Annotated in this window: 15 protein-coding genes; 7 read left to right on the top strand and 8 right to left on the bottom strand. The window is 63.5% G+C overall.

What is annotated here, in order from left to right; all coding sequences use genetic code 11:
• Positions 1-133: 133 nt before the first annotated feature.
• Positions 134-1,300, bottom strand: a complete 1,167-nt coding sequence (locus tag V1293_RS04755; RefSeq protein WP_334507134.1) for a CmpA/NrtA family ABC transporter substrate-binding protein — start codon at positions 1,298-1,300, stop codon at positions 134-136.
• Positions 1,297-1,887, bottom strand: a complete 591-nt coding sequence (locus V1293_RS04750; RefSeq protein WP_057852587.1) for an ANTAR domain-containing response regulator — start codon at positions 1,885-1,887, stop codon at positions 1,297-1,299. The genes V1293_RS04755 and V1293_RS04750 overlap by 4 nt, the downstream gene beginning before the upstream one ends.
• Positions 1,888-1,999: 112 nt before the next feature.
• Here V1293_RS04750 and rimO point away from each other — a divergent pair, with 112 nt between their 5' ends.
• Entirely contained in the window at positions 2,000-3,325 is a 1,326-nt protein-coding gene (gene rimO / locus V1293_RS04745; RefSeq protein WP_334507132.1) for a 30S ribosomal protein S12 methylthiotransferase RimO, read from the top strand.
• A gap of 172 nt (positions 3,326-3,497) precedes the next feature.
• Here rimO and V1293_RS04740 read toward each other — a convergent pair whose 3' ends face one another.
• The gene (locus V1293_RS04740) at positions 3,498-4,301 is read right to left on the bottom strand and encodes a hypothetical protein (protein ID WP_334507130.1); all 804 of its coding nucleotides are present in this window, start codon (positions 4,299-4,301) and stop codon (positions 3,498-3,500) included.
• Between the two features lie 330 nt (positions 4,302-4,631).
• Between V1293_RS04740 and V1293_RS04735 the strand changes: the two genes are divergently transcribed.
• Entirely contained in the window at positions 4,632-5,828 is a 1,197-nt protein-coding gene (locus tag V1293_RS04735) for an acetylornithine transaminase (protein WP_334507129.1), read from the top strand.
• Positions 5,829-5,958: 130 nt separating this feature from the next.
• Here the strand turns inward: V1293_RS04735 and V1293_RS04730 are convergent, their stop codons facing one another.
• The 3 genes from V1293_RS04730 to pcsA form a co-directional block, all read right to left on the bottom strand.
• The gene (locus V1293_RS04730) at positions 5,959-6,933 is read right to left on the bottom strand and encodes a quinone oxidoreductase family protein (protein WP_334507128.1); all 975 of its coding nucleotides are present in this window, start codon (positions 6,931-6,933) and stop codon (positions 5,959-5,961) included.
• A gap of 95 nt (positions 6,934-7,028) precedes the next feature.
• Positions 7,029-7,754 (bottom strand): TerC family protein, encoded by a 726-nt coding sequence (locus V1293_RS04725; protein ID WP_334507127.1) that lies wholly within the window; start codon positions 7,752-7,754, stop codon positions 7,029-7,031.
• Positions 7,751-8,485 carry a phosphatidylcholine synthase gene (gene pcsA / locus V1293_RS04720; RefSeq protein ID WP_334507126.1) on the bottom strand — a complete coding sequence of 245 codons (735 nt, stop codon included), beginning with the start codon at positions 8,483-8,485 and terminating at the stop codon, positions 7,751-7,753. Before pcsA ends, V1293_RS04725 begins: the two co-directional genes overlap by 4 nt.
• A 135-nt stretch (positions 8,486-8,620) precedes the next feature.
• On the opposite strand from pcsA, the gene V1293_RS04715 reads away from it, so the two are divergent.
• Entirely contained in the window at positions 8,621-9,811 is a 1,191-nt protein-coding gene (locus tag V1293_RS04715; protein ID WP_334507125.1) for a UbiH/UbiF family hydroxylase, read from the top strand.
• Positions 9,812-9,910: 99 nt separating this feature from the next.
• On the opposite strand, the gene V1293_RS04710 is transcribed toward V1293_RS04715, so the two are convergent.
• Positions 9,911-10,864: an AEC family transporter gene (locus tag V1293_RS04710; protein ID WP_334507124.1), complete on the bottom strand. Its 954-nt coding sequence runs from the start codon at positions 10,862-10,864 to the stop codon at positions 9,911-9,913.
• A 123-nt stretch (positions 10,865-10,987) separates the two neighbouring features.
• On the opposite strand from V1293_RS04710, the gene hspQ reads away from it, so the two are divergent.
• Positions 10,988-11,320, top strand: a complete 333-nt coding sequence (gene hspQ / locus V1293_RS04705; protein ID WP_334507122.1) for a heat shock protein HspQ — start codon at positions 10,988-10,990, stop codon at positions 11,318-11,320.
• Positions 11,321-11,421: 101 nt separating this feature from the next.
• Here hspQ and V1293_RS04700 read toward each other — a convergent pair whose 3' ends face one another.
• Positions 11,422-12,249 carry an invasion associated locus B family protein gene (locus V1293_RS04700; RefSeq protein WP_334507120.1) on the bottom strand — a complete coding sequence of 276 codons (828 nt, stop codon included), beginning with the start codon at positions 12,247-12,249 and terminating at the stop codon, positions 11,422-11,424.
• 290 nt (positions 12,250-12,539) lie between these two features.
• On the opposite strand from V1293_RS04700, the gene V1293_RS04695 reads away from it, so the two are divergent.
• The 3 genes from V1293_RS04695 to V1293_RS04685 all read left to right on the top strand — a co-directional run bounded on the left by V1293_RS04695 (position 12,540) and on the right by V1293_RS04685 (position 17,217).
• The gene (locus V1293_RS04695) at positions 12,540-14,336 is read left to right on the top strand and encodes an extracellular solute-binding protein (RefSeq protein ID WP_334507119.1); all 1,797 of its coding nucleotides are present in this window, start codon (positions 12,540-12,542) and stop codon (positions 14,334-14,336) included.
• A gap of 44 nt (positions 14,337-14,380) precedes the next feature.
• Positions 14,381-15,886: a class I adenylate-forming enzyme family protein gene (locus tag V1293_RS04690; RefSeq protein WP_334507118.1), complete on the top strand. Its 1,506-nt coding sequence runs from the start codon at positions 14,381-14,383 to the stop codon at positions 15,884-15,886.
• A gap of 89 nt (positions 15,887-15,975) precedes the next feature.
• Complete coding sequence (locus tag V1293_RS04685; protein WP_334507116.1) at positions 15,976-17,217, top strand: GGDEF domain-containing protein; 1,242 nt, start codon at positions 15,976-15,978, stop codon at positions 17,215-17,217.
• Positions 17,218-17,223: the final 6 nt, after the last annotated feature.

Below are 17,223 nucleotides of genomic sequence, written 5' to 3'. Positions count from 1 at the left end.
TGTTTTATTTCAATTGGTTATGAACCCAGCCTCGAAATTATGAAGCTGGCTTCACTGCTGCTCTTGAAGCAGATAGCCTAATACTTAGGCAATGCAGACAAGTGCTCAATATTTCTTCATTGAAGAACCCCTGTCAGGGTTTCCAGCGGCCGATCTGAAATGCCGCCAGATGGCCGGAGATGTCGCCAGGGTCAAACGCGGGACCGGCAAAGGCGCCGATGGCGTCGGAAGCGCTGGGAGCCTTGCCCTGATGCCCCATGGCGGCGTCGTAGAGGTCCGGCCTGAAGACGCCCATCGCGGTTCGGAGCGCGTCTGGCCGCATCGCCGTCTGCCCCCAGCGGACCATCTGCGCGTAAAGCCAGGCGGCCTGAGCGGGATCGGGCCGACCCGCGCCCTCGCGCCCGACCAGGAGATAGCGGCCGCTTTCGCGCCGCTGACCATCGGGTGAAATCTTCAGCCGGCCGTCGAGGGTGCGCTGGATCACCTCGGCGCCGACGCCGATCCGGTCCGGCCGCGCCAGGACATGCGCGGTCTCGGCGCGGTTTCCGGGATCCTCGATATATTCGGCGGCGTGGGACGCCGCCCGGACCAGGGCAGCCAGCACGTCCGCATTCTTTTCCGACCAGCTTTGCCTGACCGCGAGAACCTTCTCTGCCGCGCGCACCAGGATATCCGAGACGAAATGCAGGATCTGGCCGACGCCGAGGTCGACCGCGACGGAATTCCAGGGCGCGCCGACGCAGAACGCATCCACATGGCCGTTGGCGAGGCTGTCCACCATGTAGGGCGGCGGCAGCACCACCAGGCGAACGTCCTCGTCGGGATCGACCCCGCCTGCCGCCATCCAGAACCGAAGCTGGTAATTGTGGGTGGAAAACGGGAACGTCATGCCAAAAGTCAGCGGTTCCGCCCCGCTCTTGCGCCTGATGGCCACGACGCGCGCGAGCGCCAGCGCGGTGGCCATGGGATCGACGGCATCGCCCTCGATCTCGCCCATGATTGCCGCATGCAACGCCGGCGATACCGTGATCGCGTTGCCGTTGAGGCCGAGATTGAACGGCGCCACTATCGGCACCTTGACGTGTCCAAGCCCGAGACTCGACGCAATCGCTACCGGCGCCAGCAAATGCGCCGCGTCGAACAGGCCGATATTGAGCTTGTCGCGGACATTGGACCACGACACCTCCCGCACCAGCTTAACGTCGAGCCCTTCGGCTGCCGCAAAGCCCTTGTCGACGGCGATGATCAGCGCGGCGGCGTCGACCAGCGGAATGAAGCCGATATGCAGCGGTGTCGTCATTTCAGCAGCTCCGAGGCGGTCAGGATCGACTGCGCGATCTCTCCGATCTTCTTTTTCTCGCGCATCGCCGTGGAGCGCATGAGCACATAGGCCTCGTCTTCGGTGAGGCCCTTCACCTTCATCAGGATGCCCTTGGCGCGGTCGATGACCTTGCGTTCCTCGAGCGCTGACTTGGTGCGGTCGAGTTCGTCCTGCAGCTTCGAGAAGGCGTTGAAGCGGGAGATACAGAGGTCGAGGATCGGCTTGATCCGCTCCTTCTTCAGGCCATCGACGATATAGGCGGAAACGCCGGCGTCGACGGAGGCCTGAATCGAGGCCGCATCGCTCTGGTCGACGAACATGGCGATCGGCCGCCGCACCGCGCGGCTGACCTGGAACATCTGTTCCAGCACGTCGCGGCTGGGGTTTTCCAGATCGATCAGGATCACGTCGGGGTCGAGCGCATAGATCCGCGCCAGCAGGCTCTGCATTTCGCTGATATGCACGACGCCGGTAAAGCCGGCCTCCCGCAATCCCTCTTCCAGGATCGCGGCCCGGATCGGGCTTTCGTCGACAATGACGATTTTCGGCGACGACTCAGCGCTCATCGATCAACTCTTAACCCGGCCGGGCATCCATAGCACGTCAGAGGCCCGGGCAAAGCCTTGTAATTGTGGGCAATTGGGACTAGTTCGTGCGTATCAATCAGGCAGATTAGATATGCAACAGGCCGCTGCGCCCAAAGTCAGCTTTGTTTCGCTTGGGTGCCCCAAGGCGCTGGTGGATTCCGAGCGCATTATCACCCGGCTGCGCGCCGAAGGTTATGAGCTCGCGCGCAAGCATGACGGCGCCGATATCGTGATCGTCAACACCTGCGGCTTCCTCGACAGCGCCAAGCAGGAATCGCTCGGCGCCATCGGCGAGGCGATGGCGGAGAACGGCAAGGTCATCGTCACCGGCTGCATGGGCGCGGAACCCGAGCAGATCGAGGCGGCGTATCCCGGCGTGTTGTCGATCACGGGCCCGCAGCAATATGAGAGCGTGCTGGAGGCGGTGCACCGGGCGCTGCCGCCGGTTCATAACCCGCATCTCGATCTGGTGCCGCCGCAGGGCGTCAAGCTGACGCCGCGGCACTATGCTTACCTGAAGATTTCCGAGGGCTGCAACAACCGCTGCAGCTTCTGCATCATTCCAAAGCTGCGCGGCGACCTGGTGTCGCGCCCGGCCAACGACGTGCTGCGCGAGGCGGAAAGGCTGGTCAGTGCCGGCGTCAAGGAACTGCTGGTCATCTCGCAGGACACCTCGGCCTATGGCGTCGACATCAAATATGCCGACAGCCCCTGGAAGGATCGCCAGGTCCGCGCCAAATTCTCCGACCTCGCCAGGGAACTCGGCGAACTCGGCGCCTGGGTGCGGCTGCAGTATGTCTACCCCTACCCGCATGTCGACGAAGTCATCGGTCTGATGACCGAGGGCAAGATTCTGCCCTATCTCGATATCCCCTTTCAGCATGCAAGCCCGGACGTCCTCAAGGCCATGAAACGTCCGGCCGCGCAGGAAAAGACGCTGGTGCGGATCCAGAAGTGGCGCGAGGAATGTCCTGATTTGACGTTGCGCTCGACCTTCATCGTCGGCTTCCCCGGCGAAACCGATTCCGACTTTGCCTATTTGCTCGACTGGCTCGAAGAAGCCGAGATCGATCGTCTCGGTTGCTTCAAATACGAGCCGGTCGCGGGTGCGGCTTCCAATGCCATCGGCAACGCTGTGCCCGAAGAAGTCAAACAGGAGCGCTGGAACGCGCTGATGGCGCGGCAGCAGAAAGTCTCGGCGCGGCGTCTCAAGCGCAAGGTCGGCACCAGGCAGCAGATCATCATCGACGAAGTCGGCCCGACCGTCGCAAAGGGTCGTTCAAAAGCCGACGCGCCGCAGATCGACGGCGCGGTCTATCTTTCCAGCCGCCGCCCGCTGAAGGTTGGCGAGATCGTCACCGCGAAGATCGAACGCGCCGATCAATACGACCTGCACGGCAGCGTCGCGGGGTTTTGACGCGTTTGAGTGACCGGCTGAACACGCGGTTAATCCAAGCTCACACAACAAACATTCTCGGCATCGAAGTGGTAGAGGTGCCTGCCCCTTCCCTGCAATCGTCCTCCCGATCGACTGGAGCCGTCTGGCATCAAGAGACGTATTCGCCGGGTTTCCTTAAGCTCGCCCGCGACTAGCCTGCCAATATGCGCAAGGTCGGGCGGCTCCTTGTACTGGCCAGAAAAAAAGCCTCCGTTTCGGAAAGCGCGAATGCGTGACAGCCTTGCAGATCTGTCTTCCAGAAGCTCAAGCGATAGTCCCCGCTGATCCTGCAGATCGGAAAGTCCGTGTAGAAGAAGATGGCCGCTTCTGAGCCTGACACGTTGAGCGCGTAGCAATCCGTAATGTCGTAGCCCGTACTTCTTGGAAACTCCCAGAGCTTTTCGCCAGACGCAGAAAAGCACGCCAGCCCGCTTGAGCCGACCGGCGGCGGTCCTGGAGTTCCCCAGCCGAAATTGCCGAAAATGCCTTCGTCGATGTAGGAGACCCAGATTCGGCCAAGGCGATCGATCTGCATACTGTCGATGCCGTCACCGAGAAGCACGCGCCTGGATCGGCCGGTGCCCGGATCGAAGATGATGCCATTCAGGTCGTAGTCGTGTTCGGCACGCCACGAACATCTGGGGCTCGCAAGAAGAATTCGTCCGTCGGGAAAGGTATCGACCCGAGGGAAAGTGACGTCGAGCAGGGGAAGATCAATCGACCGCAACGAGCCACCGCTCATGCGCTGCAGGCAAAATCGCTTCGGGACTTCCATCTTTGCGCGCGGAAAAATGCCAACGCCATGCTGAAATGTCTCAACGACGGAACTGCTTCCGGAAACCTCGACAAAAAGAAACAGGAGCGATTGATCTTCAGCCACCGCCGTCGTGACCAGCGAAAAGCCCGAGAGACTTGGTGTCGAGCAAACCTTTTGAAACTGAATCGATTCAACCAACGGCGCCTCTGATACAACATACTTCAGTACGCCGACGACGTTATCGGATTGATAACCGAGAGCAAGGTTACACCTTCACGGGGCAGATGCCGAAGGCCAGCGCCCTTGACATGGCCCACCGTTCGGCTGTATGGGCCATCGCCATGAAACTGAACCGGACCAACCGCCGCGCCTGCCTGCGTCGTCGCTCCAGCGACGATGGGTTGCGCCGTGTCCGACGACAACGCTGATCAGCTAGTTTCAGCCAAGTTTTCGAGAAGGCCGCACCCTCAAAAGTGCGGCCTTCTTGCGTTTCGGCCTGCCCCTTCCAAAACCCCAGAGGAGATCGACATGACTGACGCCACCCATCCGTTCGACGCGCTGATGGAGATTACCGCTCGCCCGCCGGTGGTGTTCGTCCGCGGTGCGGGCTCCTATCTCTGGGACGACTCCCGCAAGCGCTATCTCGACTTCGTGCAGGGCTGGGCCGTCAACGCGCTAGGCCATTCGCCGCCTGCCGTTGCAGAAGCGCTCGCCGCGCAAGCCAAGCTGCTGCTGACACCAAGCCCCGCCTTCTACAACGGTCCGAGCCTCAAGCTGGCGCAGGCGCTGGTCGAAAAAAGCTGCTTCGATCAGGTCTTCTTCGCCAACTCCGGCGCGGAAGCCAATGAAGGCGCCATCAAGCTCGCGCGAAAATACGGCGCCAAATACAAGAACGGCGCGTTCGAAATCATCACCTTCGAGGGCGGCTTTCACGGCCGCACGCTCGCCACCATGTCGGCGTCGGGCAAAAAAGCGTTCGAGCCGCTGTTCGAGCCGAAAGTATCAGGCTTCCGCAAAGCCAAGCTCAACGACCTCGATTCAGTGAAGGCGCTGATCTCGGACAACACGGTTGCCGTGATGTTGGAGCCGATCCAGGGCGAAGCCGGCGTCTGGCCGGCGACCGATCAGTTCATGACGGAGCTGCGCGCGCTGACGAAAGAGCACGGCCTGCTGCTGATCGTCGACGAGATCCAGACCGGCATGGGCCGCACCGGCAAGCTATTCCACTACGAGCATGCCGGCATCGAGCCCGACATCATGACGCTCGGCAAGGGCATCGGCGGCGGCGTGCCGCTGGCCGCCCTGCTCGCGACGGAGCATGCGTCGTGCTTCGAACACGGCGACCAGGGCGGCACCTTCAACGGCAATCCGTTGATGTGCGCCGCCGGGCTTGCCGTTCTCGAGCATGTATCCAAGCCGGAATTCCTGAAAGCGACCGCGGATGCCGGCCTGTTTCTGGAAAGCGAACTGCAAAAACTGTCCGCGCGGCATGGTCTTGGCGAAGTCCGTGGCCGCGGGCTGCTGCTGGCGCTCGATCTGAAACTGCCGATCGGCGCCGCGATCGTGGCCGAGGCGCTGGCGGACGGCGTGCTTATCAACTCGCCGCAGCCCGATGCGCTCCGCTTCATGCCGGCGCTCAACGTCACGCGCGAGGAGATATCGCTGATGATCGATTGCCTGGATGCGATTTTGGTGAAGGCAGGAGCTGCGAGACGGGTGGCGTAATTCATCTGTCGGATTTCGTCATGGCCGGGCTCGTCCCGGCCATCCACGTCTTTCTTTACGCTGCTGCAAGACGTGGATGGCCGGCACAAGGCCGGGCATGACGAGTCTGAGGTGCGATCTAGTGTAGAAACTAAGGCCGCAGAATCGCCGCCCCCGTCGTCGCCCGGCTCTCGAGTTCGATATGCGCCTTGGCGGCATCCTTCAGCGCATAGGCGTGGTTGATCGGCACATGAAGCTTGCCATTGATCACGGCGGCGAACAGCGTGTCGGCGCCTTCAAGCAGTTCCTTGCGGGTAGAGACATAGTCGTTGAGCTTCGGCCGCGTCGCGAACAGCGAGCCGTGATTGTTGAGCTCAGTGAGCGGGAATGGCGGCACCGGGCCGGAGGCGTTGCCAAAACTCACGAACAGGCCGCGAGGCCTAAGGCACGACAGCGAGCCCGGGAAGGTGGTCTTGCCGACGCCGTCATAGACGACATCGCAGAGTTCGTTGCGGCTGATCTGCTTCACCCGCGCGACAAAATCTTCCTCGTTGTAGAGGATGACGTGGTCGCAGCCATTGGCGAGCGCGAGATCGGCCTTCGCCTTGGAGCCTACGGTGCCGATCACATGCGCGCCGAGCGCCTTTGCCCACTGGCAGGCCAGTAGCCCAATGCCTCCAGCGGCGGCATGGATCAGCACGCGATGGCCGGGCTCGACCTTGAAGGTCTTGTGCAGGAGGTACCAGACCGTCAGCCCCTTGAGCATCAGCACCGCGCCCTGCTCATAGGTGATGTGGTCGGGCAGCTTGACCAGCTTGTCCGCCGGGATCACCCGCTCGCTGGCGTAGCCGCCAAGCGTGAAATAGTAGGCGGCGCGGTCGCCGGGGTGAAAATTGGTGACGCCCGGCCCGACGGCCACGACCTCGCCGGCCGCCTCGTTGCCGGCGATGAACGGCAGCCCCGGCGCCTTGTAGAGGCCGGTGCGGAAGTAGACGTCGATGAAATTCAGGCCGACGGCATGCTGGCGGATGCGGACCTCGCCCGGTCCGGGCGCCGCCACGTCCACGTCCTCATACACCAGGGCTTCCGGACCCCCTACCTTGTGCACGCGCACGGCCTTGGTCATGACAGTCTCTCCCTCCGGTATTTACTCAGGCACCCAACTTGGATGCGAAACGAAAGCCATTGCCGACGCCTTGTCAACTGATCGGTTCAAACCGGTTATCTGGCGGCCTTCCTTCGGTTGCGTCTGGCGAGCACATTGAACAGTTCAACCGCGGCCGCGAACAACATGGCAAAATAGATGTAGCCGCGCGGGATATGGAATTTGAATCCATCGGCGACCAGCGCCACCCCGATCAGCACCAGGAACGCCAAGGCCAGCATCTTGGTGGTCGGGTGATTGGCCACGAACTTTGCCACCGGGCCCGACGAGACGTACATGATCACGCAGGCGATCACGACGGCGGCGATCATGATTTCCAGGTCCTGCGCCATACCAATCGCCGTGATGATCGAGTCCAGCGAAAACACCATGTCGATGACGATGATCTGCATGATCGCCCAGAAGAACACGCTCGCGCTCGGCGCGCCGTCGTCTCCCGCTTCGCGGGCCTCGACTTCGCCATGGATTTCGTGTGTCGCCTTGGCGATCAGGAACAGGCCGCCGCCGATCAGGATGATGTCGCGCCACGAAAATTCGATGTCTCTCACCGCGATGACGGGCTCCGTCAGGCCGATCAGCCACACCAGCACGCTGAGCAGGACGATGCGGAACACCAGCGCCAGCAGCAGGCCGATCTGGCGTGCGCGTTTGGCCTGCGCGGGAGGAATGCGCGAGACGATCACCGAAATGAAAATGACGTTGTCGATGCCGAGCACGATTTCAAGCGCTGTCAATGTCAGCAGCGCCGCCCAGGCTTCCGGGCTTGTAAGCAATTCCATCATGCCTTGAATGACTTTATGAGCCGGATCGCCGCGTCACTGCCGACGATATAGGCGGCGATGGCGCAGAGCCCGGCGATGATAGGAGCGGCTACGTTGAAGTCGTAGACGAGCGTGTAGATCGCAAGAACGGCCCAGGCACCAAGCAGCCACAGGGTGAGCCAGCGCAGCCGAACGACGCGGATCGGATGCAGCACGTGAAACGGCGCGAACGTCAGCGCGATCAGAACGGCGATGCCAAGGCTGGAAAGCGCAGGCGGCAAGTGCAGCAAGAACAAGTAGAACGCGGCCACGTTCCATAGCGCCGGAAAGCCGCGGAAATGATTGTCCGACGCCTTCATACGCCGGTCCGCAAAATAGAGCGCGCTCGACACCACGATGCCGATGCCGAGCAGCGGCGCCGCCACCGGCAGCAGCATCCCGCTCGCGGTGATGGCATAGGCCGGAACGAATACGTAGGTCACGAAATCGACCACGAGATCGAGCACCTCGCCCGACCAGTTCGGCTGCAGCCGCACGACATCCAGCCTGCGCGCCAGCGGGCCGTCGATCGCATCGATGATCAGGGCGACGCCGAGCCAGCCGAACATGTTGGCCCAGTGTTCGCGCACGGCCTCCAGCATCGCCAGCAACGCGACGCCCGCGCCCATCGCCGTGAAGATATGCACGGCGAACGCTGCGGTCCGCATTCGGCTGGTCGCGGGTGCGGAATCTGGCTCTGTGGTCTGGTCCATTGCTCCGGCAGTGCTATCAGGAATCGCTGCGATTTGCATATCGGCGCTTTGCGGCGTTCCGCCGCGCGATAGGGCGGAAACATTTCGGCCGGTTGATGGCTTGAAAATGCCGCTCCGAACGTCAATTGTCCTAATATGAATGATGCATCGCAAATTTATGACACCGCCGTGATCGGTGGCGGGCCGGCGGGGTTGACCGCGGCCATCGCGCTCGCCGCAACCGGCGCGAGAACCGCCCTGCTCGCCCGCCGCGTCCCCTATGCCGACAATCGCACCACGGCGCTGTTGGGGGCTTCCACCGATCTGCTCGAACGTCTGGATGTCTGGTCCCGTTGCCGTGACAAGGCGGCCGCCTTGCGGACCATGCGCCTCGTCGACGACACCGGCCGGCTGATCCGCGCGCCCGAGGTGCGGTTTTCCTCGGACGAGATCGGTCTCGAACAGTTCGGCTACAACATCGACAACCGCTCGCTGATGGTCGCCCTCGAAGAGCGCGCCGCCGGGCTTTCGAACCTGACCCGATTTGACGATGCGGCGGCAACGATCGACCCGCAGGATGCGACCGTCGTTATCCATACGAGCAAGGGCGAGCAGCTTGCAGCGCGGCTGGTGATCGGCGCCGACGGGCGGCAATCGCCGTCGCGCGCGGCGGCCGGAATCGGGATCAGCCGCCGCGACCTGCATCAGTCGGCGCTGACCTTCAACATTTCCCATTCGCGGCCGCACAACGGCATCTCCACTGAGTTTCACACCTCGCAGGGTCCGTGCGTATTCGTGCCCCTGCCCGGCAACCGCTGCAGCGTGGTGTGGGTCTCGGCGGCCAGGGAAGCCGAGCGGCTGATGTCGCTCGGCGACGACGAATTGTCGGAAGCCGCGGAAAAACAGTCGCACTCCATTCTCGGCCGCGTCCAGGTCGAAGCCGGGCGCAACCTGTTTCCGCTGACGATCGAGCGGCCTGCGCAATTCGCCAGCCATCGTGTCGCGCTGGTCGGCGAATCCGCCCATGTGGTGCCGCCGATCGGCGCGCAGGGCCTCAACATGGGATTGCGCGACGCTGCCGATATCGCCGACATCGCAGGCAGCGCGATTTCGCTCGGCGAAGATCCGGGATCGCTGGCCGTCCTGGCGCGCTATCAGTCCGCCCGCCGCGCCGACGTCGCGAGCCGGCTGATTGCCATCGATGTCGCCAACCGTTCATTGCTCAGCGACTTCCTGCCCATGCAATCGCTGCGCGCTGCAGGCATGCATCTCCTTGGCTCGTTCGGCCCGCTGCGACGGCTTGCGATGCGCGAGGGGCTGGCGCCGACCTGGAAACGCGTCAGCTAGGCCCGGACGCAAGCGGCCCGAGTGCTGCGAGCCGGGGCCCATTCTACTTTGCATGGGGTTGTTTTCGCGATTTTGTGGTTCGAGAACCCGCGCCACGCTTTATGGGAACACCAGCCGCCCGCTCTGGATGAACCACATCACGCTGGTCAGCGTGACCACCGAGGCGAAGGTGCCAATCAGGACGGCAACCGACGCGGGCTCGATCCAGGTATTGTTCTGCCGGGCGATCACGAACACGTTCAGCGCCGGCGGCAGTGCGGCCATCAGGACGGCGGTCGCCGCCCAGGGCTGCGCGAACGGCCCGAACAGCAGCATCAATCCGAACACGATCAGCGGATGGATCAGCAGTTTTGTCGCGATCACGCCGGGGACTTCCCAGGGCACGCGATCGAACGGGCGCAACGCCACGGTGACGCCGAGCACGAACAGCGCGGTCGGCGCTGCCGCGTTCTGCAGGAACAGCAGCGTTTTGTCGACCGCAACGGGCAGTTGAATATGTAGCGCCGCAGCAAGCGCCCCGGCGGCAGCCGACATGATCAGCGGGTTCATCACGATCTGCCGCACGGCGACGCCAACCGCGTGCAGGAAGGACGGATGCTCACGATTGGTCAGCGCCATCAACAGCGGCACGATCGAGAACAGGAAGATGCTGTCGCAGCAGAAGATCAGCGCCGTCGGCGCCGCCGCCTTGCTGCCGAGCACCGCCAGCGCCAGCCCCGGTCCCATGTAGCCGATATTTCCGTAGGCGCCCGCCAGGCCGGAGATCGTCGCCTTGCGCAGCGAGAGGTCGCCGATGATCCGCCCTGTCACCATCGCCAGCACGAAAGCGCTGACCGTGCCGATCGTCGTTGCGATCAGGAATGGCGGGTTGTTCAGTTCGGCGAACGGTGTCTCCGACATGATGCGAAACAGCAACGCCGGCAGAGAAACGTACAGCAGGAAGAAGTTCATCCAGGCGAGGCCCGATTCCGGCAGCCCTCTGGTCTTGCCGCAGGCAAAGCCGATAAAAATCAATCCAAAATAGGGAAGCGCGAGGTTGAGGATATCGACCATCTCGGAAACGTCTTTTCGTCAGTGATTTCTGGGGCATGGCACTGGATCCGGCCACCACGCGTAAAGGTTAATTCGTCCTATTGCCCCTAGCATCGGCCACAATCATGGTCTATTCGACGGGACATGATCAAAGCGCGCACCGCCAAATTTCAGATCGGGCAGATTGTCCGCCATCGGGTGTTTTCATTCCGGGGCGTGATTTTCGATATCGATCCGGAATTCAACAATACCGAGGAATGGTGGTTGTCGATCCCTGAAGAGATGCGGCCTCACAAGGATCAGCCGTTCTATCATCTGCTCGCGGAAAATTCGGAGTCCGAATACGTCGCCTATGTCTCCGAACAAAACCTGCTGCCGGACGATTCCGGCGAGCCGATCCGGCATTCGCAGGTGGCCGAGATCTTCGTCAAGGACAAGTCGGGCGGCTATCGCCCGCGTAATCCGTCACTGAACTAGACATCTTTGAATTAGCCATCTTTGAACTAGCCATCTTTGCCCGCAATAAAAAAAGGCGCCCTGCTCGGGCGCCTTTTGTGTTTTGTCGAACGACGCGGCTGTTACTTCGCCGCCGGATTGGCGGCGCCGCCACCCGCTCCCTCGAGCTTCTTGCGCTGCTCTTCAGCCCGCTTCTGCAGCTCTTCCTGCAGCTTCTTCTGGTTTTCCTCGAACACCTTCGGATCGGTCGGCGGACCGTCATAGGCCTTGGCGAATTCACCTGCGAGCGGCAGCGGCAGCGTCAGCGGCGCGCCGTTGGAATTGATCGCCTGAACAACGAGATTCTGGCCCTTCTTCATGCTGGCGATCAGCTCGGGGGTTGCTTCGTAGTCGGACATGCAACCGTTCTGGAAGCAGATGACGTAGGGGCCCTGCAGCGGCGCATTGCTGTCGACGATGATCCGGGTTCCGTGGACGAGTTGCATGCCGAGCGGCAGGGTCACGCGCAGGAGCTTCTTCGGCTCGCCTTCCGGCTCGATGATGACGGCGGCGATGACGGGTTGACCGGACTCGATGCGGCCGTCCTTGCCGGTGAAGCAAACCTGCTTGGCGCCAGCTTCCTGACCCTTGAGGCAGAACTTCGTCCAGGGCGCGTAGATCAGCTGAACCTGCTGTTCCGGCGGCTGGGCGGCGGCGGGAGGAGCGCCGGCCGGAGGGGCTTGCGCGGCCGGGGCGCCGGCGGGAGCCGGAGCCTTGGGAGCAGCCTTCGGAGGCGCTTTCGGAGCAGCCGGAGCGGGCGCCTGGGCCTGGACAGCCTTCGGCGCGCCGGGCGCGGCCTGCTGGGCCTGCGCGCCCGAAGCGATCAACGTTGCCGACAATGCCGAGGCCGCCAACAGGGCCAAGATCTGCCCATGCGGCCGGATCGACCCGGCCAAGATACGGAAATTCATTGCGGAAAACCCTTTCTGAACCGCAGCGCCCGAAACCGCTACAGGCACCGACACCTAGCCGCGCTGAGGCGGCTGTCTCGTTGGCAATTGAGGCGGATACGTGACAGCTGTTCCCGCCATCATCAATTGCCCGCCTTCAATACAGCGGCAGGCGAAAAGATCAATGCCGACAGGCATCTTTGGCATTCCCCAAAGGTCGGGGCCGAAGCCTATGGTAAAGCTTTCGCGTGCGCATTTTCGAATCAAATCCCTGCCCGCCTGTGACCGTCTGCGGGCGTATCCGCCTGCGTGTGTTGGCGTGTGTCGCCCTCGCGCTGGGTGTAACGCCGCTTGCGCCGTTCTGCGAGGCAAAAGCGGCCGAAAGCCACGCGCTGGCGATGCACGGTGCGCCGGCCCTTCCCCCCAACTTCACGCATATGCCCTACGCCAACCCCGATGCGCCGAAGGGCGGGCGCCTGGTCTGGGGTATCCTCGGAACCTTCGACAGCCTCAATCCCCAGATCGTCCGCGGCCTCGCCGTTCAGCAGATGCGGGGCTTGGTGGTCGAGAGCCTGATGACCCGCGGCAATGACGAGGCTTTCACGCTCTACGGCCTGCTGGCCAAAAGCGTCGAGACCGACGACGCACGCAGCTATGTCACCTTCCGCCTCGACCCCAAAGCGCGCTTCGCCGATGGCAAGCCGGTCACGGCGGACGATGTCCTGTTTTCGTGGGAGCTGCTGCGCGACAAGGGCCGTCCCAATCACCGCCAGTATTATTCCAAGGTCGCGAAGGCCGAGGCGCCCGACCCGCTCACGGTGCGGTTCGATTTCGGCGGCGCCAATGACCGCGAGCTACCGCTGATCCTCGGCCTGATGCCGGTCCTGCCGCGGCACGCGGTCGATCCCGCAACATTCGAGGAAACGACCATGACCGGGCCGATCGGTTCGGGCCCTTATCGCGTCACTGCGGTCAAGCCTGGGGCCAGCGTCACGCTGACCCGCAATCCCGATTACTGGGGCCGCGACCTGCCGGTCAATCGTGGCTTGTGGAACTTCGACGAGATCAGGCTCGACTTCTATCGCGAATCCAACGGCCTGTTCGAGGCGTTCAAGCGCGGCCTCTACGACTTTCGTGTCGAGCACGAACCACTGCGCTGGCACGACGGCTATGATTTTCCGGCTGCCCACAACGGCGAGGTGATCCGCGATACCATCAAGACCGGGATGCCGCAGCCATCGGAATTCCTGGTGTTCAACACGCGGCGTCCGGTGTTTTCGGATATCCGCGTGCGGCAGGCGCTGACGCTGCTGTTCGATTTCGAGTGGATCAACCGCAATTACTTTTTCGGGCTCTATGCGCGCGCAGCCGGCTTCTTCGCAGGGTCCGAACTGTCTGCCTATAGCCGTCCACCCGACGATCGCGAGCGCGAGCTTTTGAAACCGTTCACCGCGCGCATCCGGCCGGATATTCTCGACGGCAGCTACCGCCTGCCCGTCACCGACGGATCGGGGCGCGACCGCACGACGCTGCGCAGCGCGCTCAAATTGCTGTCGGAAGCCGGTTACGAGCTCGATGGAACGGTGTTGCGGCAGCGTTCGACCAAAATCCCCTTTACCTTCGAAATCCTGGTGACGACGCGCGATCAGGAGCGGATCGCGCTGGCCTATCAGCGCGACCTCAAGCGGGCCGGCATCGAGGCCAGCGTGCGCGCAGTCGATCCCGTGCAGTTCGACCAGCGCCGGCTCGGCTACGAGTTCGATATGCTGCAGAACCGCTGGGATCAATCGCTGTCCCCCGGCAACGAGCAGTCCTTCTACTGGGGCAGCCAGGCCGCCGACATTCCCGGCACGCGAAATTACATGGGAGCCAAGGAGCCCGCCATCGACGCCCTGATTGCGGCGCTGCTCGAGGCGCGCGAGCGCCCGGCCTTCTTCTCCGCGGTGCGGGCGCTCGACCGCGCCCTGATGTCTGGCTTCTACGCTATCCCCGTTATTAACGTGCAGGAGCAATGGATCGCGCGCTGGAATCGGATAGAACAACCCAGAGCGACCGCGTTGACGGGCTATCTGCCGGAAACCTGGTGGCAGAAGCCGGGAACGAAGTGAACTCACCAAGTGATGCAACCCCGTGACAGAGCCGAAGTAACGCCGTGACCCAGCCCACCGCTTCGCCAACGCTCGACACGTTGTTCAAACGGAACCTGGCGCGACAGCCGGATGCGCTGGCGCTGGTCGATCCCCTCAACAAGCAGCGCATCACGGGGCAGCCGCCGAAGCGTCTTACCTTCGCGCAGGCCGACCGCATGATCTCGTCGCTATCAGCGCATTTCATCGAATCCGGCCTGCCGGCCAATTCCGTAATCGCGGTTCAACTGCCCAACACCATCGAATTCGCGCTCACCGTGCTCGCCGCCTTCCGCGCCGGCCTCGTCGTCGCGGTGCTGCCGCTGCTCTGGCGGCAGTCGGAATTGACCATGGCGCTCAACCGCACCGCCGCGCGGGGGATCGTGACCTCGGGCAAGGTCGACGGCGTGGTCTATTCGGACATCGCCATGAACGCCGCCGCCGAGGCGTTCTCGATCCGCCATGTCTGCGGCTTCGGCAGCGACCTTCCCGAAGGCATGGCCTCGCTCGACAACGCGATTTTCCGGGAATCCCTGACCTCGCGCGCCGTGATCCAGGACGGCCGCAAGGCGGCGCTGATTTCCTTCGACGTCACCCCGGACGGCTTTCGGCCGGTTCCGCGCGCCCATCTCGGCCTGATTGCCGGCGGCCTTGCGATGTCGCTCGAAAGCGACGTGCCGCAGGGCGCAACGGTCCTGTCGGCTTTCTCGCCGATGTCGTTTGCCGGCCTCGCCTCGTCGCTGGCGGTCTGGCTGCTGTCGGGTGGAACGCTGGTGCTGCACCATCCGTTCGACGAGGAGGCGCTGGAACAACAGATCAACGAGCAGGCCTGCGATACGCTGATTGCACCGGCTCAACTGGCGCTGCGGCTGGACGAAATGGACCTCGCCGCGCGGATGCCAAGCCTGCGCAATGTCGTCGGCCTGTGGCGCACGCCGGAACAGGTCGGCTCCAGCGCGTGCTGGACCGCGCAACAGGCGACGCTGACAGATGTCTATCTGTTCGGCGAGGCCGGATTGTTCGGCGCGCGCCGGATCGCAGAGGACGGCTCGCCGGCCCTGATCAAGCCCGGCCCCCACGGCGCGCCGCGCGAGTTGCCGGGATCGTCGATCGCGGGCGAGATCGTTTTGACGCCGCGCGGCACGTTGGGATTGCGCGGGCCGATGGTGCCGGTCGCGGCCTATGCGCCGCCTCCGCCGCCGAGCGACTCCCTGATCGCCTCGCCGCCGCGCGACTACGTCGATACGGATTACGCAGCACGGCTCGACCGCGTGACCGGCGCGATCAACATCACCGCGCCGCCGTCCGGCGTCATGGCCGTCGGCGGCTACCGGTTCCTGGCGCAGGACCTGCAGGAGTGGGCGCGGCGGCTGGGCCAGGGCGCGCTGTTGACCGCATTGCCCGACCGCCTCAGCGGCCACCGGCTCGCCGGCCGCGCGCTCGACAATGCGCGCGCCCGCGACGCGCTGACAGAACTCGGCCTTAACCCGTTGATGGTGGAAGCATTCCGCGATCGAAGCAGCGCGGTCTGAGAGCCTCCGGCAGCCGGCGTTGACGCCGCATTAAGCGCCGCGAATTAGGATCGCTGGCTCCAGATGCGCGCCTGATCCGAGTTCTCAACATGTCCCAGCAAGGTCCTATCCTCGTCGTGTCGACCGCGAGACGGCCGTCCTTCGCCGCCACGCTCGAAATCGGGAAGCTGTTTCCGGTGGTCGAGACCGAATGGGCGGATGCGGTGCACGCCGTCGAGCAGGTGCAGCCGGCCGCCGTGCTGGCTGCAACCTCCGACACCGATGAAGCCCGACTGGCGGAGTTGGCAGCGCGCGTTGCGGCACGCCAGCCTTATCTGCCGCTGATCTCGGTTAATCCGCAGGTCCCGCATCCGGACAACGTCATTCCTTTCTTTCAAACCCAAACCTTGCAAACCCAAGGCGGCTCCGACCGTCTGGTGGCCCGCCTGCGTGCCGCGCTGCGCGTGCGGTCGTTGCATGCGACCGTGATGCGCCGGCTGGTACCGGCAACGGCGATGGCGCCGTCGCATATCGATCCGGCGCGCGACGCCACCGTGCTGCTGATCGGCCGCGGCGGCGCCTATCCGACGCTGTCGGTCGCGCTCGGCGAGCGCACCGGCGTGGTCGGCGCGCTCTCGATCGAGGCGGCGGCAAAGCATCTCAACGTCAGGGACATCGACGGCATCGTGCTCGGCGAAGGTTTTAGCCCACGCGTGATCGACGCCTTCCTCACCGTGCTGACGGAGGATGCCCGTTTCCGCAACCTTCCCGTGGTCGTAACGGCAAACGACCTAGCGCCGGCTTACGATCTGCCGAACCTCGAAATCGTCGCCGACGACGCGGCCCAGGTGGTCGCAACGGCACTGCCGCTGATCCGCCAGCATGCCTTCGAAGCACATCTGAGCCGCACGCTGAAGGCCATCGACGCCGACGGCTTGATCGACGCACGGACCGGCCTGCTCACCCGGGAGGCCTTCGAGCGTGACTTTGCCAGCGCCATCTACCAGACGCAGCAACGCGGCGGCGGATTGTCGGTCGCACGCTTTGCATTCGATCCCGAGCATCCCCGCGCGCAATTCGACGGCGCGCGGATCATCAGCCGCCTGATGCGGCAAATGGATTTCGGCGCCGCCCAGGAAGACGGGTCGGTTATCGTGGTCTTTGCCGAAACCGACCTGAAGACGGCACACACCATCGCGCGGCGGCTGTCGAGCGTGATGCGCCATACCAGCCACGGCACGCGCGACGCGCGCGCGGAGCCGTCGGTGACGGTCGCAACGCTGCTGCCGAACGATTCCGCAAAATCGCTGCGGTCGCGCCTGCAGGAAGAGGCGCATCGCGCGGCGTCGTAGAGCGTC

This window comes from Bradyrhizobium sp. AZCC 1693 (assembly GCF_036924745.1).
Lineage (GTDB): Bacteria > Pseudomonadota > Alphaproteobacteria > Rhizobiales > Xanthobacteraceae > Bradyrhizobium.
Note: the sequence above shows the minus strand (reverse complement) of the source record. Positions and strands in the feature narration are given on the sequence as shown.